The organism is Vibrio sp. CB1-5, assembly GCF_059412285.1.
Genome location: NZ_JBJHPB010000007.1, coordinates 101,703 through 118,214 on the forward strand (window position 1 = coordinate 101,703; position 16,512 = coordinate 118,214).

Annotated in this window: 15 protein-coding genes; 8 read left to right on the forward strand and 7 right to left on the reverse strand. The window is 46.7% G+C overall.

Going from position 1 to position 16,512, the window contains the following annotated elements:
* Positions 1 to 126: 126 nt before the first annotated feature.
* Entirely contained in the window at positions 127 to 906 is a 780-nt protein-coding gene (locus tag ACJB0T_RS07435; protein ID WP_479289403.1) for a tetratricopeptide repeat protein, read from the forward strand.
* A 103-nt stretch (positions 907 to 1,009) separates the two neighbouring features.
* On the opposite strand, the gene ACJB0T_RS07440 is transcribed toward ACJB0T_RS07435, so the two are convergent.
* Positions 1,010 to 1,933 carry a 1-aminocyclopropane-1-carboxylate deaminase/D-cysteine desulfhydrase gene (locus ACJB0T_RS07440; RefSeq protein ID WP_479289405.1) on the reverse strand — a complete coding sequence of 308 codons (924 nt, stop codon included), beginning with the start codon at positions 1,931 to 1,933 and terminating at the stop codon, positions 1,010 to 1,012.
* A 447-nt stretch (positions 1,934 to 2,380) separates the two neighbouring features.
* Between ACJB0T_RS07440 and ACJB0T_RS07445 the strand changes: the two genes are divergently transcribed.
* The 7 genes from ACJB0T_RS07445 (at position 2,381) to arnF (ending at position 9,971) form a co-directional block, all read left to right on the forward strand.
* Positions 2,381 to 3,541: an aminotransferase class I/II-fold pyridoxal phosphate-dependent enzyme gene (locus tag ACJB0T_RS07445; RefSeq protein ID WP_479289407.1), complete on the forward strand. Its 1,161-nt coding sequence runs from the start codon at positions 2,381 to 2,383 to the stop codon at positions 3,539 to 3,541.
* 3 nt (positions 3,542 to 3,544) lie between these two features.
* Positions 3,545 to 4,543 (forward strand): undecaprenyl-phosphate 4-deoxy-4-formamido-L-arabinose transferase, encoded by a 999-nt coding sequence (gene arnC, locus ACJB0T_RS07450; RefSeq protein ID WP_112462024.1) that lies wholly within the window; start codon positions 3,545 to 3,547, stop codon positions 4,541 to 4,543.
* Positions 4,544 to 4,567: 24 nt separating this feature from the next.
* Positions 4,568 to 6,550, forward strand: a complete 1,983-nt coding sequence (arnA, locus tag ACJB0T_RS07455) for a bifunctional UDP-4-amino-4-deoxy-L-arabinose formyltransferase/UDP-glucuronic acid oxidase ArnA (protein WP_479289409.1) — start codon at positions 4,568 to 4,570, stop codon at positions 6,548 to 6,550.
* Complete coding sequence (arnD, locus tag ACJB0T_RS07460; protein ID WP_479289411.1) at positions 6,550 to 7,464, forward strand: 4-deoxy-4-formamido-L-arabinose-phosphoundecaprenol deformylase; 915 nt, start codon at positions 6,550 to 6,552, stop codon at positions 7,462 to 7,464. The genes arnA and arnD overlap by 1 nt, the downstream gene beginning before the upstream one ends.
* A gap of 82 nt (positions 7,465 to 7,546) precedes the next feature.
* A complete protein-coding gene (arnT, locus tag ACJB0T_RS07465) occupies positions 7,547 to 9,199 on the forward strand; it encodes a lipid IV(A) 4-amino-4-deoxy-L-arabinosyltransferase (RefSeq protein ID WP_479289413.1) in 1,653 nt (550 codons plus the stop codon).
* A complete protein-coding gene (locus ACJB0T_RS07470; RefSeq protein WP_479289414.1) occupies positions 9,199 to 9,546 on the forward strand; it encodes a DMT family transporter in 348 nt (115 codons plus the stop codon). Before arnT ends, ACJB0T_RS07470 begins: the two co-directional genes overlap by 1 nt.
* Positions 9,546 to 9,971, forward strand: coding sequence for a 4-amino-4-deoxy-L-arabinose-phosphoundecaprenol flippase subunit ArnF (arnF, locus tag ACJB0T_RS07475; RefSeq protein ID WP_479289416.1), 426 nt, complete (start codon positions 9,546 to 9,548; stop codon positions 9,969 to 9,971). Before ACJB0T_RS07470 ends, arnF begins: the two co-directional genes overlap by 1 nt.
* 36 nt (positions 9,972 to 10,007) lie before the next feature.
* Here the strand turns inward: arnF and ACJB0T_RS07480 are convergent, their stop codons facing one another.
* The 6 genes from ACJB0T_RS07480 to ACJB0T_RS07505 form a co-directional block, all read right to left on the reverse strand.
* On the reverse strand, positions 10,008 to 10,655 hold the full coding sequence (locus tag ACJB0T_RS07480) for a sugar transferase (protein WP_479289418.1): 648 nt from the start codon (positions 10,653 to 10,655) through the stop codon (positions 10,008 to 10,010).
* A complete protein-coding gene (locus tag ACJB0T_RS07485; RefSeq protein WP_479289420.1) occupies positions 10,636 to 11,841 on the reverse strand; it encodes a glycosyltransferase family 2 protein in 1,206 nt (401 codons plus the stop codon). The genes ACJB0T_RS07480 and ACJB0T_RS07485 overlap by 20 nt, the downstream gene beginning before the upstream one ends.
* A gap of 30 nt (positions 11,842 to 11,871) precedes the next feature.
* Complete coding sequence (locus ACJB0T_RS07490; protein ID WP_479289422.1) at positions 11,872 to 12,996, reverse strand: glycosyltransferase; 1,125 nt, start codon at positions 12,994 to 12,996, stop codon at positions 11,872 to 11,874.
* A gap of 173 nt (positions 12,997 to 13,169) precedes the next feature.
* A complete protein-coding gene (locus ACJB0T_RS07495) occupies positions 13,170 to 14,597 on the reverse strand; it encodes a GumC family protein (protein ID WP_479289424.1) in 1,428 nt (475 codons plus the stop codon).
* On the reverse strand, positions 14,594 to 15,715 hold the full coding sequence (locus ACJB0T_RS07500; RefSeq protein WP_479289426.1) for a glycosyltransferase: 1,122 nt from the start codon (positions 15,713 to 15,715) through the stop codon (positions 14,594 to 14,596). The genes ACJB0T_RS07495 and ACJB0T_RS07500 overlap by 4 nt, the downstream gene beginning before the upstream one ends.
* A gap of 12 nt (positions 15,716 to 15,727) precedes the next feature.
* Positions 15,728 to 16,456: an acyltransferase gene (locus ACJB0T_RS07505; protein ID WP_479289428.1), complete on the reverse strand. Its 729-nt coding sequence runs from the start codon at positions 16,454 to 16,456 to the stop codon at positions 15,728 to 15,730.
* Positions 16,457 to 16,512: the final 56 nt, after the last annotated feature.

Sequence of the window (16,512 nt, forward strand, 5' to 3'; positions counted from 1 at the left end):
TTAGGAAGAGATTTTGTGATCTGGTCGGAATTCTGTGTCAGAGTAAGGACAACTCTCAATAATTTGCTAGATCATTAATAATCATATGGCAGAATTTGACGAATTCTTTAAGGGTGGGAAAAGATAATGCGAAAAACACTGTTAGCGGTTTCACTATGTGGTCTGTGTTTTAGTGCAAGCAGCTTTGCATTTGTTCAGGATTGGTCAAAGCAAAGCAATCATGAAGTGACGGCAGAAGCTAATCGCGGAGATCTGTTTGCTCAGATTGAGATGGGCGATCGTTATGCAACCGGGAATGGCGTAGAAGAAAACGACGTGACTGCCGTTGATTGGTACCGAAAGGCTGCTGAGCAAGGTAGCGAGACTGCCATGTACAAACTTGGCATGATGTACGATAACGGTCACGGTGTTCCTTATGATGCGAAAGAAGCTGCCGCATGGTTTGAAAAGGCTTCTCAAAAGAACAACGTTCAGGCGCAATACTATTTAGCTGGGATGTACAAATGGGGACGTGGCGTACCTAAAAGTAACGAAAAAGCAGTTGAATACTACCGCCTAGCAGCTGAAAACGGTTTTGACGTTGCGCAAAATAGCTTAGGCGTTATGTACGCTAAAGGGCTAGGCATTGCAAAGAATGACGATGAGGCCGTTAAGTGGTACCGACGTTCAGCTGAAAACGGTTATGCTTATGGACAGCGCAATTTAGCCTATAAATACTCACTCGGCGAAGGCGTAGAGCTTAATAGTGTTGAAGCTTATGCATGGGCATCGGTTGCTTCTACCAACGGGTATAAAACGGCTGAAAAGCTTCGTGACGATTTAGCGCAAAAGCTCAGTTCGGATGAACTCTCGATCGCGCAGCAAAAAGCGGCACAATACTTAGCGCAGCACTCGTCTCATAAATGATTAACTAGCGATTTGTTTGAAAGGAAGCGCAATGCTTCCTTTTTCATATAAGAGTTACGAAACTAAGAGTTACGAAACGTTTGCCTCGATTTAGCAAACGACGTTACCAGCCCGACTGCTGGTCGCCATACTTGCGTCGATAACGAGCCAACATGGTTTCATTGCCGAGTAGGCCACCTTGGTGTACATAGATGATAGTTGTGTCGTTATTGTCCTGAAGCCAAGGAAGCAAACAACGCCACATCATAGGGTCATAAAGTAAATCGAACTCAATATGTGTCTCTTCAAGCAGTTCTTGCCAAAGGTTATAGTCTTCTTGATATAGCTTCCCAAAGTGATGTTTAGACGGGAGTTCAAGTATTGTCGGGTAATGTTCAGTCTCGCCAAGTGCGAGAAATTGCTTTGATAAATATTCTTTTCCTGATACGCATGGGCAGGTAAGAACCTCAATGCCTTGCGGCTTTAACTGCTGGCTAAGATAGAGTGAAGTCGTACCTGTGCCCGAAGGCAAAGCTACTTTGATGTTGCGGCCTTTTTCAAACCTCGACCAAGAGAGAATTTCGTCCGCAAGCTTGCTTATACCCTTTCTCGCGTCTCTAAAATGCCCCCCTTCGGGAATGATCTGGCATTCTGGATCACCTGCATGCTCCCTCACGATAAATTCCGATGGGTGCGGCGCCTTTTCTCCAAATAACTCTTGGAGTGAAATAATCTCAGCACCCAGTTCAAGCGCTGTTCGATAGTTTCCCATTGGCTTCACATCTAACCAAGATGGTTTATGTGCAACGTAGTAGGTTAGCTTGAGCCCTTTAATTTTAGCGAGTGCGGCAAGGGAGGTCAGTGAGTTTGCTTGCGCAGAGCCCCAACCGATGAGTCGAGTTTTGTCCGGTAGAGGCTGCTCTAGCATGGACATGAACTTACGTGCTTTGTTGCCATTAAAGTGTCCATGAAGCAAATCATCCCTTTTGAGGAAAAAGTGATGCCCTTGAAAGTGATGTTCGGTGACTGGGCTATCATTAAGTTTCATGGGCGCTACCTTGATATGACACTGGGCAGAAAACAGGTGGCGCAGTGTACTCTTTGGCGTTCATAGTTACAAACGAAGAGACGACAAATCGTTACATAGCTAAACCAGTTGCTGTGCCAGAATAGCGAATGTAGGGATCGCTTGTCTGCTTGCTAAATTGACACAAATTTAACGTTGCGCCATTTTACCGGTTTTAAAGTGAAAAGTTGCGGGACAAACGTTCAGTTGTGGGGGCTTTCTTGGACGAAACGTGTCATTAGCGCTATTTTGCTAATGAAAACGGGTGAACAATGATTTGTTTTGCTAATGGTTGTCGACTATATGTACAGAATGTCAATGTTTTGTGTGGTAAGTCGATATCAAGCCTTTTAATTCTTTGAACGCCCTAGTAAACTTTAGTGTCAAATTTTCGTGCACAGCGTCACGAACTAACTGTGAGTTTAAAAAATGAGCCAGTCCTTTCTTCCATTATGTCGACCAGCTGTCGACGAGCAAGACATTCAGTCTGTTGTGGATGTCCTTCGTTCAGGTTGGATCACCACCGGTCCCAAAAACGCAGAATTAGAATCTAAGATCTCTCAGCACACTGGTGCGCCACACAGCGTAGCACTCAGCAGTGCGACAGCAGGCATGCATCTTGTTCTACTTGCGATGGGCATTGGACCTGGCGACGAAGTTATCACGCCGTCATTAACATGGGTTTCAACAGTTAACATGGTTACCTTGGTGGGTGCGAAACCTGTCTTTGTTGATGTGGATGCTGATACCTTAATGACAGACGCAGCGAAGATCGAGCCGCTTATTACCGATAAGACTAAGCTGATTATCCCTGTGCACTATGCAGGTGCTGCGCTTGATCTTGATCCTATTTACGCTCTAGGTGAGAAGTACAATATTCCAGTGATTGAAGATGCGGCGCATGCTCTCGGCACAGAATATAAAGGCCAGCCAATTGGGCATCGTGGTTCTTGCTTGTTCTCAACGCATGCAATCAAGAATGTGACGACAGCAGAAGGCGGCATTTTTACTACTCAAGATGCTGAGCTGGCTGATAAAGTGCGCCGCCTTAAATTCCATGGTTTAGGCGTAGATGCCTTTGACCGTGAAACACAAGGCCGTGCACCGCAAGCTGAAGTGGTTGAACCTGGCTTTAAGTACAACATGCCAGACATCTGTGCCGTGCTTGCACTTGGTCAGATGGATCGCATCGATGAGATTACCACTAAGCGCACTGAACTTGCGCTTTCATACCGAGGTAAACTTGAATCAATCAAAGGCATCACGCCATTGGGTTTGGCTTCCCACGATCACAAGCACTGCTGGCACCTTATGATTGTAAGAGTAGACCCAGTTGTTGCCGGCCTGAATCGTGACGACCTTATTGCTGCGCTTAAAGAAAAGGGCATCGGTGCGGGCATTCATTTTAAAGCTTGCCATACTCAGAAATACTACCGCGAGAATTACGCGGAGCTGTTTGGGGACATGAACCCAAATCTGCAGAATACCGAACGTAACAGTAATCAAATTTGCTCGTTGCCGCTTTTCCCTGATATGACTCAGGATGATGTAGAGCGTGTAGTGAGTGCCGTGTCAGAGATAATTGGATAAACCATGAAACACACTGAAGCCATTAATTTCGTGTCTATCGTTATACCGGTATACAACGAAGAAAACTGTCTGCAAGAACTGATTGACCGCACAACTAAAGCCAGTGATAGTCTTGGCAAAGACTATGAACTTATCCTAGTTGATGACGGTAGCCGTGACCGCAGTGCAGAAATCATTGAGCAAGCGTCGGAAAAAGAAGGTAGCCACGTCGTTGGCGTTATCCTTAACCGCAACTACGGTCAGCACAACGCGATCATGGCGGGGTTCGAGCAGGTGCGTGGTGATTTGATTATTACTCTCGATGCGGATCTTCAAAACCCGCCAGAAGAGATTCCAAACCTAGTCGCTAAAGCTGAAGAAGGTTTTGACTCTGTAGGTACTGTTCGCAAAAACCGTCAAGACAGCGCACTTCGCCGTTACCCATCAAAGCTTATCAATAAGTTAGTGAAACGTTCTACGGGCGTTGAGATGAATGACTACGGCTGCATGCTTCGTGCCTACCGTCGTCACGTTGTTGATGCGATGCTTGAGTGTCACGAGCGCAGCACCTTTATTCCTGTTCTGGCGAACGGCTTTTCTCGTCACACGACAGAAATCGACGTTCATCACGATGAGCGAGCAGACGGCGAGTCAAAATATAGCTTTATGAAGCTTATTAGCCTAATGTTTGACTTGATCACTAGCATGACAACCGCGCCATTGCGTTTGTTAAGCATTGTTGGTGGTGGTATCGCTGCGGCAGGTATCGCGTTTGGCATCATCTTGATGTTGATGCGCATTATGTTTGGTTCTGAGTGGGCAGGCGATGGTCTGTTTACGCTATTCGCTATCCTATTTGTATTTGTGGGTGCGCAGTTTGTCGGTCTAGGTTTGCTCGGTGAGTACATTGGCCGTATATACTCCGATGTTAGAGCGCGCCCGCGTTTTTACGTGCAAGATGTGCTAGTGGGAGAAGCCACTAAGCAAGCACGTGAAACTGATGAATTAAAGAACAAAGAATAAGATTTATATCCAGAGGAATATTCCATGAAAGTAGTCGTGTTTGCCTACCACAATATCGGTTGTACTGGCGTTCGTAGCTTGCTTGAAGCAGGTGTGGAAATCGAAGCGGTATTCACCCATGTTGATGACAGCAACGAGAATGTGTTTTTTGAGTCTGTAGCGAAACTTGCAGCGAAAAACGGTATTCCAGTTTACGCACCAGAAGACGTAAACCACCCTCTATGGGTTGAAAAGATCCGTGCAATGAAGCCAGATGCACTGTTCTCATTCTACTACCGCAACATGATCAGCCAAGAAGTGCTGGATATTGCACCAAAAGGTGGCTTTAACCTACACGGTTCTCTACTTCCTACTTACCGCGGTCGTGCGCCAATCAACTGGGCACTAGTAAATGGTGAGACAGAGACAGGTGTAACGCTACATAAAATGGTTCAAAAAGCGGACGCTGGTGACATCGTAGGTCAAGAGAAGATCGCGATCACTGACGCAGATACTGCTGAAACGCTTCATAAGCGCATGAACGTTGCATCTAGCGACCTGTTAAGCAAAGTACTGCCAACAATCGTTGATGGTTCTTTCAAAGCGACAGCTCAAGACGAAAGCAAAGCAACTTACTTTGGTCGTCGCACTCCAGCTGACGGTGAAATTAAGTGGTCAAACGATTCTCGCACCGTATTTAACCTAGTACGTGCTGTGACTGAACCATTCCCAGGTGCATTCACTTTCCTAGGTGAGCGTAAGCTTATTATCTGGAGCGCAGAAGCAAGTGACAAAACTTATGACGTGACTCCAGGTACTATCGTAGCTACATCACCATTGACAATCGCTTGTGCTCAAGGCTCATTGATTGTTAAGTCTGGTGAAGCGGAAAACGGTCTTTACCTAGGTGGTGAGCAGCTAGCTGCTGAGCTTCACCTTGTTGAAGGCATGCGCTTTGGTCCTCAAGCAAGTGCACTTATCAACGCTAAGAAGCGTCAAAAAGTACTTATCCTTGGTGCTAACGGCTTCATCGGTACTCACCTAACTAAGCGTCTTCTAGACGACGGTGGTTACGAAGTTTATGCAATGGACATGAACTCAAACCAAATCGAAGAGCACCTAAGCCACCCAGATTTCCACTTCGTTGAAGGTGATATCACTATCCACAACGAGTGGATTGAATACCACGTTAAGAAGTGTGACATCATTCTTCCACTAGTGGCTATCGCAACGCCAATCGAATACACGCGTAACCCACTTCGCGTATTCGAACTGGACTTTGAAGAGAACCTGAAGATCGTTCGTGCGTGTGTGAAATACAACAAGCGTATCATCTTCCCATCGACGTCAGAAGTGTACGGTATGTCGACGGATCCTGAGTTCAACGAAGATACGTCTCCACTGATCGTCGGTCCTATCAACCGTCAGCGTTGGATCTACTCAGTATCTAAACAGCTACTAGACCGTGTTATCTGGGCTTACGGTAAGAAAGATGGCCTTAAGTTTACTCTATTCCGTCCGTTCAACTGGATGGGCCCACGTCTAGATAGCTTGAACTCTGCACGTATCGGTTCTAGCCGCGCGATCACTCAGCTTATCCTAAACCTAGTTGAAGGTACGCCGATCAAACTTATCGACGGTGGTGAACAGAAGCGTTGTTTCACTGATATATCTGAAGCGATTGAAGCGCTATTCCGCATCATCGAGAACAAAGAAGGTCTGTGTGACGGTCAAATCATCAACATCGGTGCACCAGAAAACGAAGCGAGCATCAAAGAGCTTGCAGAGACACTGGTTGAGAAGTTTGAGAACCACCCACTGCGTGATCAATTCCCTCCATTTGCTGGCTACAACCTAGTAGAAAGCAAAGCGTTCTACGGTGACGGCTACCAAGACGTTCAACACCGTAAACCAAGCATCGCAAATGCGAAGAAACTGCTTGATTGGGAACCAACAGTTCACATGAACGATACAATCGAAGAGACACTCGATTTCTTCCTTAAAGGTGCAGTAGCAGAAGAGAAGTAATGGAACAGAATGAAGTCACTAAAGTCGGTCTTCGTATCGATGTAGACACTTTTAGAGGCACCAAACTTGGTGTCCCTAAGCTACTCGAAATCTTCGAGAAGCACGGAGTGAAGGCTTCATTCTTCTTTACTGTTGGACCTGATAACATGGGGCGCCATATATGGCGCCTTTTGCGTCCTGCATTTTTGAAGAAGATGCTTCGCTCAAAAGCTGCGAGCTTATACGGCTACGACATACTGATCCGTGGCACGATTTGGCCTGGACCTGTCATTGGTAAAAAGCTCCGTCACATCATTGAAGCGACCGATACTGCTGGCCACGAGATTGGCCTTCATGCTTGGGATCACCACAAATGGCAGATGAAAACTGACGCCATGTCAGCAGAACAGTTGCGTAGTGAGATCACCAAGGGCTACGAGATGTTGAAGGCGATCACCGGACGTGATTTGCCCTGCAGCGCCGTTGCCGGTTGGCGTTGTACAGACCAAACCTTGGTTGAAAAAGACGCATTTCCTTTCCAATATAACAGTGACTGTCGTGGTGATTCTATCTTCTCTCCTGGTGAGGGAATGGCGCCGCAAATTCCTGTTACACTTCCTACTTATGATGAGTTGGTCGGCCAAGATGGTGTCGACAATAGCAACTATAACGACGCTATCCTTAAGCTCATCAAGCGTGATGCTTTAAATGTTTATACTATTCACGCGGAAGTAGAAGGGATTGTTTGCGCTGACATGTTTGAAGAATTGATTGTCAGAGCTAAGCAACAGAATATAGAATTCGTGCCTATGATAGATCTGCTTCACGAAGCAGAGACGCCACTTCCAAAAGATTCGATAAAAAACATCGAGATGGAAGGGCGAGAAGGGTGGCTAACGCACCAAGCGTCTTTTGTTGAGCGCATGGGGCTTTAGTTACGGCGCGTTGGGTTTAGTGTCTCACGTGCCATCAATCAGAGCCCATGACTTCATGGGCTTTTATTCAATTGGATGAAGAATGCAACAATCACGAATTAACTGGGCGGTATGGGTACCGCTGTTTTTTATTGCGCTATACATATTACCGCTAGACTTGCGCCCTTTGTGGTCGCCAGATGAACTTCGTTACGGTGAGATCTCTCGTGAAATGGTCGCGTCAGGAAACTGGATTGTTCCGACCTTCAACGACCTGCGCTATTTCGAAAAGCCGGTCATGGGCTATTGGTTCAATGCTATCGCTCAAGTTATGTTTGGTGATACCAATTTCGCGGTGCGTATTGCTTCTGCATTGGCAACCTTCGGCGGTGCGTTATTCCTAGTGTCGTTAGTAAGCCGTATGGCTGATCGTCGTCAAGGTTGGCTAACTGCAGGCGTGTTCTTGAGCATGTTTATGGTAGCGGCAATTGGTACCTACAGTGTTCTTGATGGCATGCTCGCATTTTGGCTAACAGCTTGCTATGCCGCGTTCTATTTTGCTACAGAAGCAACGAGTACCAAGCAGCGTTGGCTGCACTATGGTCTCGCGGGTTTCTTCTGCGGTTGTGCCGTTCTTACCAAAGGTTTCCTTGCACTCGCACTGCCAGTGATTGTGGTTGTGCCATACATGATTTTACAAAAACAGTTCCTTGAGATCCTTCGTTGGGGCTGGTGGGTGATGCTAGTGGCATTTATTACCTGCTTGCCTTGGTCACTTGCTGTACATGCTGCTGAACCTGACTACTGGAACTACTTCTTCTGGGAAGAGCATATTCACCGCTTCTCTGCAGAAGATGCACAACACGCCGCTCCGATTTGGTATTACGTTCCGTTCTTATTCCTAGGTACGCTTCCTTGGGTGTTCTGGGTGCCATCAGCGACCGTTCAACTGAAAGGTGAGTTTAGTAAGTCGTTGATTCGTTACTCTATTTTGTGGGCGTTGATGCCGTTTCTACTGTTCTCTTATGCGAGTGGTAAGCTGGCAACCTACATTTTGCCTTGTATGGCACCGATAGCGATTTTGCTGACACACGGCATTCTTAAAGCGTATAGCAAGAAAGCGAAAGGCTTAACGATTGGCTCACTGATTAACGGCGCATTCTTCGCGATTGTGGCGATCACGTTGATGGTTATGTTCTTTATGGGCAAACTGCCGTTGGATGAATCCGAGGCGTACCGTCCTTGGATTGCTTTATTTATCTTAGGTTTCTGGGCTGCGTGTGCATTTTTTGCCGCTAAAGCTAAGGCGTTTGAGCATAAGTTTGCAGCTTATATGCTTTCTCCACTAGCGTTGTTTGCGTTGTTCTCAACCGTGGTACCGAATACGACCATTGATTCAAAAATGCCAGGTCGCTTTATGGAAGAGTTAGCACCGAAAGTTACCGACGAAATGGTGCTGATTGCTGATTACCCAGACACGATGTCAGCACTAAACTGGTATCTAAAGCGTACAGATGTCTACCTAACAAAAGGTATGGGCGAAGTCGATTATGGCTTAGCTTACGACGATGCGAATCATCGTTGGGTACCATTTGCAGATCTTGGCGATTTTATTAAAGAGAAGCAAAAGACGGCACCAGTACTACTTCACTTTAGGAACTTGCCGGCATTGCCAGAAGACTTCCCTGTCGCAGATGATCACGTCGATCGCGGTCGCTACCATGCTTTGATTTTCAATAAAGTATCGGTTGAGTAATGACAGTACTGCTGTACATCATATCGGTACTGGCAAGCTCGCTCAGTCAATATTGGCAAAAGCGAGCTGCTATGTACTTTGAAGAGAATCCACAGCTGACGATGGTGGGGAAGCTATTTAGTTTTCCAATGATCTTAGGCATTGGCTTTTTGGGTACTAGTGCGATTACTTGGCTTGGTGTATTGAGCCAATGGGACGTGTCCGTCGCTTACCCTCTGCTTAGCGTCAATTTTGTCATCATGTTGTTGGTGTCTAAATTTGCTTTTGGGGAAGTGATTGTGCCAAGACAATGGCTTGGCGTCATGATGATCATGATTGGTATCGGTATCATTGGGGGCGCGCACTGATGGTATTGAAAGATTTCAAAGCCGGGCTTCCTATTGCGCTGATTAGTGTGCTGCTTATTTCTGTCGCACAACTCGCAATGAAATGGGGCATGGGTGGTTTGTCCGCCGGGTGGGGAACACTGCAACCTGCTCTAATGGCAATCGATGTGATTACCGTTGTCGCTGAGTTTTGGCCTGCGCTACTTTGCGTCGCTATCGGCCTGGGATGCTACGCACTGTCTATGGGCTGCTGGGTTATGGCATTGAAGCACTTACCACTTGGTGTTGCTTATCCGTTGCTCAGTCTTAGCTATGTTATAGTTTACGCTCTAGCTGTCACCCTGCCTTGGCTTGATGAGCCATTTAGTTGGGTTAAGCTTTCTGGTATTGGCTGTATTCTTCTTGGCCTTACTCTCATTTTTACTGCAAAAAAATCCAGCTCTTGAGCTGGATTTTTTTTAAATGCTGCCTTTGATTCCGTATTAGCGACCGCGACCATCTACCATAATCTTCAGTGTTTTAAACACAATATGCACATCCGTCATTAACCACGATTTATACGATGAAAGCGACAGTGCGTAACTGTGGTCGAATCCAACTTTGCTGCGCACATCTTCAATACAGGTGTCATAACCTTGATTAACTTGAGCAAGTCCTGTGATGCCAGGAAGCACGTCATAAGTACGTTCAACAAAGAATGGAATATCGTTTTCTAGTTTTTGATAGAAATCCGGGCGCTCTGGGCGCGGCCCAATAAGCGACATGTCTCCACGAAGTACATTAACAAATTGTGGCAGTTCATCGAGGCGTGTTTTACGCAGGAAACGTCCAACAGGTGTAATACGTGGGTCGTTTTCCGTTGCCCAAGTCGCACCTGTACGTGACTCTGCATCGATGTACATGGTTCTAAATTTAAGCACATGGATAAAGTCCATTTTTGTTGGGCTCCATCTACCAACGCGAAGCTGCTGATAAAAAATCGGTCCTTTTGAGGTTAGCTTTATCGCTAAAGCAACAGGGATAAAGCACATACCAAGAATGAGCATGCCTAAACTCGCGCCGATTAAGTCAAAGATGCGCTTTGAGGTACGAATCAGAGTTTTTTCCATATTAACCTTTTTCATGTTCATTCTCCTGTTGTGGTAGACGTTTCCATGCGCCGTTCTCTAAGCCGATTAGATAGCGAAGACCACCGATTAAGTTTGCAGTGTGTCCAACAACTAGGTACGTAAACGCTCGCACTAGCTTAATGGACTGTAGTTTAGGGATAAGTACGCTGACAGCTACTGAGCCATAGAGCGTCACTTGTAGTAATAAAAAGCTGGCAAATAGTGCACTGCTCGACGCCATCATAGCTGAGGTAATCAGGCATATGAGCATCAAATAAGGGGTAAGCACTCTTAATCCTTTTCCAGAAAAAAAGGTAAGTGCAGTGCCCTTGTGCTGCGGGGCAAACAGTGGCATTAGGGCAATAATTTGCTGCATGTTGCCAGCAGAGATACGTAATCGGCGTTTAAAGTCTTGGTTAGTGCCGCTGCTTTCCATCTCAATGGCGTTCATGTGCGGTTCGTACACGGCTCGATAGCCACGACGAACGATGTTCATCGGAATAATGAAATCATCATTGATGGTGTTGTAAGGCAGCGCTTCAAATAAGTTTGCTCTGATGAAGTAGAGCGCACCATGGGCACCGATCGTAGAGCCTAGAGTAGACTCGCTGTATTTCACCTGGTTCTGGTAGCGCCAGTATAGAGACTCACCACGTTCATCTTGTTCTAGTAGCTGATACGTCGAGTTAACCACGCCGACACTTTTGTTCTGAAAGTGATGCGCTGCGAGCTTGAGAGCATCGATGGAAATCAATGCTGACACATCGGAGATACATGTGATGTCGGTTTCAACTGCCGACAAATGTTGATTGAGTCGGAAAACCTTTCCTTGGTTATCCGCATTGTCGATGATCCTAAACAGAGTATCGCAGCAGATGGCCTCTTGAATGGTTTCTTCCGCAACACGGATAGTGTTGTCAGTGCTACCGTCGTTGATGATGATGACTTCCAGCTTATCGCGAGGGTAGTCGAGCACTGCACAGTTGCGGATCTTATCGGCTATCCACTTTGCTTCGTTGTAAGCAGGGATGACGATAGTGATCGTTGGCAAGGCTGCATTGTTGTCTAGTTGATAAAGCGGCACTCGCTTTGCTTTAGGTAGCGGATGGCGTGACGCCCACCATTTCAGCAACATCGGGTAAATAGCGTGGTGATAGACAATAAAAAAAGCACTCGTCCAAAACAAGCTGATAAGTAGTGTTTGCATATCTATTCCTTGAAGTGCGTGAGTCATCGTTTATGCCTTAACCGCCAGTGCGCGGTATGCTTGGCTCATGGTGCGAACATCGTTATGTTCGACCACAAAATCTCTCGGTGTAAATAAGTGACGAGTCGCAATGGCTTTCTCGAGCGTGGCCAATAGTGAAAATACGCGTTTGGATTTGGTCGTAAGCCCGGAGAGTGGACATAGAGTTTCTCGCGCTGCGCCTACGTCGGTTACCACGACAGGGATATTGCACGCCTGAGCTTCAAGTGGAGACAGTGGAAATCCTTCACAGCTTGATGGTAAGCAGAATAAATCCAGTGATTGATAAAAACTTGGCATATCACTCACTAACCCCAAAAAGTGAACGCGATGGCTAATGTTTAGATGTTGGCAAAGCTGTTTTAACTCTTGCTCTAAAGGCCCTGCGCCAGCAATCGCTAAGTGTGTGTTCTCTGGTAATCGTGATACCGCTTTGATGAGCGTTGTATGGGATTTAACGGGAACCAATCGACCGGCAGTACCAATAAGTAGAGTGTCTGCTGGTAGCCCTAGAATACGTCTCGCAGCAGCTTGGTTAGCAGGGACAAAGCGGTTGCAGTCGATACCATTTTTGATCACCTTTGACTCTGTAAATGGAAATAGCTCATTCAACTGTTTGCTCACTTCGTCTGCGTCTGCAACCAATATAGGGTTCACTAGTTTTAGCGCAAGCGTTTCAACATGGCGACGCTTGGTGTTTTGCAGGTGCCACATATCGTGTTCGGTATGAATACAAGTAGTGATGCGTGCCATTCTTGCGGCGATACCACCATACAGCAGTGGGCCAATGTGATGAGTATGAACCACGTCGGCACTTAGGCTTTTTAGCTCGGCGCTGAGCTGTTTAATCAGCGATAGTTGAAACCCTTCTGCTTTGTCTAAGAACACCAACTGAGACTGGAAGTGTCTTAAAATAGGCCAGTGTTGAATGGCTTGTTGCTGAGTACCTTCCAAGCTGATGATGTAACAGCGCTCGCCAGTGGGGGTTTGCTTCAGGAGTTCAATGACCATGGTTTCAAGGCCGCCTGGTGCTAAATGCTGAACAACATGCACTGTGGTCAGTGTTGCTTTTCTACCTTGGCTCTTTGTGGATTGATTACGCTGAATAGCCATCATTCTCGTCTCCTTACTTGTATCATTCGCCGTTCTCGTCGTGTTGCAAATTAACGATGGCAGCGCCGTTTACTAGAAGAATTGCACTTAGTGTGCCAAGAATTTAATTTTCCTTAAAACAGAGGGTTAGGGAAGGTTGCATGCCATTTCTCGAAATGACATGCAAAATAGCAAATCTAGAAACTGATTTTGGGAATGGCTGTGATGACAGGTAGTTTGGCGTCTTCGAGCTGTTGGCGACGACGAATGGTCGTATCAAATAGCTCAAGGAATATGGCGGTGCCAATCCCAAGTGCGATCCCGGCAATGACCCCTAATATAGCGAAAACGATAGCTGGCAAATTGGTCGAGCTGCTCGGTGTGTAGGGTAGGTCAATCACTTTTACGCGTTTATTCTGCTCGAATATCCCCAGTGAGCCGGTAAGTTCAGCCATTTCGTAGCGCTCTACCAGTTCGTCATACAGTTCACGTTTTAGTGTGACGTCACGTTGCAGACGCAATAGCTGCTTGGCGTTGCTACCATAGTTTTTAGCATTGGCGGTCAGTTCGGCAATCATTGACTCCAGACTTGAGGTTTCTTGCTTCAACGACTCATATCGTCCGCGCACTATTTGAAGATTTTGAAGCTGAGTAATCAATAGCGGTTGAAACTCGCGGTTACTGCTGCCGGTACCTGCTGCGCTGGCAATGTCCCATAGCTGATCGGAATCCAATCCAGTTTGTTCACTGCTAAGTAATACTGAGCGCTCTTGCTCTAATCTTTGCAGTTCACGTAGCTTGGCCTGCACGGCGCTATGGGAGGTGGTGTATTTGGCTTTCAGTAGCGTCAATTCACTACGTATTTCAATGATTTGTTCTTCTAAACGACCAACGATTGGATTGGTTTTTGAAAGCTGCTGGTCTAAGGTACCGAGACTTTTCTCAATACCCGCAAGCTCAGCCTGCTTTTCCGCAAGCTTTTGTTTGAGTTTAGCCAGGCGGCTTAAATTCTCACTTTGCATTTCAGGCGTGGCAGCCGAGTGCGCATTGTAATACTCTGCCAATGCTTGCTCCGCTAGCTCCAAAGCTTGTTTGCGCTTCTCAATATGAATGGTTAGGAACTCGCTCGAATCGCGTATAGATGACCGCTCAGGGGCAAGCAGCTCTTCAATAAAGTGCACGCTCACTGACTCAAGCAACGCTTTCATGCCTTCAGGAGAAGAGGCAGAGTGCTCAATTTTGATAAAGTCTTTACCTAGCTGATTGACTGTTAAGTTGGATGAGATCTTAGCAATGACTTGATCTTGCTCGTAGGGGCTCATGTCATCGTTAATAAGATTCAAGTCGCTTGCGACTGAGAGCAATACATGACGACTGTTGAGCAGCGTTTTTAGTGCTGATAGACGTTCTTTGAGCATGGTGGATACCGCAATGTCTTCAAGGAACGGGTTCATTTTCGCGGTTTCTTGAATCAACATGCTGGTGTGAGATTTGTATTTGGGCGGCGTCATCGCACCAACTGCATAAGCAATGATTGGCATCACTAGAATAGGGATGACAATCGCGTAACGGCGACGCCAAGCCGCTGTCAGCATCACCAAAAGGCGTATCTTAAGCTCGCTCATAGTGCCTCCAAATACAGCTCGAGAGTGCTTGCTCTATTATCCCAGCTGTCGCAGTCGACTAAACCCTTGGGTAGGGTTTGGCTCTCACTGACAATACGTTTGAGCGTGACTACCATGTCATCGACATTACTAACCACATTTACGTGTTCGCGATAACCCGTGAGAGCTGGAAAGTCGGTACTTACGACAGGTGTTCTTGCCGCTAGGTACTCTTTCAGTTTTAGCGGATTACAGGCCTTGATTTGCTCATTGAGTACAAATGGCAGCAGGCTTACAGTCCAGTGCTGACTGTAGCTTGGCAGCTCGTGATGAGGCTTTGCTCCGAGATAGAATACGTTATCTGCCGCTGCAATAGGCAGGCTACTAAGCTCAATTTGGCCGATAAAGACGAAGTCCCACTCTGGCAAAGCAGCAATGGTTTGGTTGAGTAGTTCATAATTGAGCCAATTTGATAGACTGCCGTAAAACCCAGCTATTGGTCTGCCTCTATTGGGTAAATCTAGCGCACGCTTGGCTGGTTTAGAGAATTGTTCGCTATCTACGCCATGACTTAGCAAACGGGTTTTATGGCTCGGGAATTTTGTACATAGCTTTTCGCTGGCGGTGATCACTAAATCGGCCTGATCGACTAATCCGTTTTCATGTTCGAGAACGGTCTCGTGATCCACGCCAGCCAGAGCGCCAAAGTCATCACCGCAGTAATAGACAATTGATCGTTGACCAAGGAGCGCACAGACATCGGATGCGGTGGGCAGTGATGTCCAAACAATAGGATCGTTAAGCTGTAGTTTATCGATCATCGGCTTGAGTTGGTACGCCATCGCTTTTGCTGCTAGCTTGCGACTCCAAGCCGCTTTCGGAGCCGGTAAAGTGTGAATATTAGCGATAGTCATGCTAGCGGGCTTGTCGATGCGCGTAGGCTGAAATTGGCTCGCTTTACCCTTACCAAGCACTTTGCCAAGTGCGCGTTTCATATCATTTGTCGTTAAGCGAGGCTGTCTGAGACCAATCGAATTGACCCATAGTACTTTTCTTTTGCTCGCTAAACGCTTAATCAAGTGCTGGGTACTGGAAGGTAGCGCTCCGTAATCTTCACCGAAAACAATCAGATCTCGCATTGCTCTATCCTCTTATTGGGTGATTTGTTTCACTGCTTTGGCAGGGGAGCCAGCGGCGATCACATTAGCTGGTAAGTCGTGTGTTACCACGCTTCCCGCAGCGACGATAGTCCCTCTACCAATCGTCACTCCGGGCTGAACGGTGACCCCTGTTGCTAGCCATACATCTCGTTCTAGCACAATGTCACCCAATCTATGATCTTCATCTGGTGCGCCTAAAGCGCGCTGCTCGGCATTCAAAGGGTGCCCTGAATAACCAAACAGCTGACAGCGACCCGCGATACGCACGTTGTCTTGAATTTCCACTTTCCCTGCTACAGCAATAGAGACTTGCCATCCGATATCAACATTGCTGCCAACCTTGAGGGTTGGAGTGACCGATGGGTCTGGATGAGGCGTCGTGCGGCCACTCAAGGTGGTGTGACCGGATACACGGCATTCGTTGCCAAGCTCTATTTTTAGTGGGCCAGTTACTAATGGGAGACCGCTGTAGAGATAGAGTGAATGTCCGCAGTTAGCAAGGCGTCCCTTAAATGCTGGTGTGTAAATGAAAAGTCGAGTTAGCGTATCAAAGCCGCCTTTTAATACGGTGATGAGACGATACATTATCTTGTTGTAAAGTCGTGGTGTTGGGATACCTGCTGCACGCGCTCGTTTCAACATGGCAAACAGGCGACGCATTTTAGGATTCGGGTGGCTTCGAAGCCAAGTTTTGAAATCAAATGAAGTTGCTGTAGCCATAATCCTGTTCCTTGTTCTTTCCCTGAACTAGCGAGATGTCGCCAGTTTCAACTGTG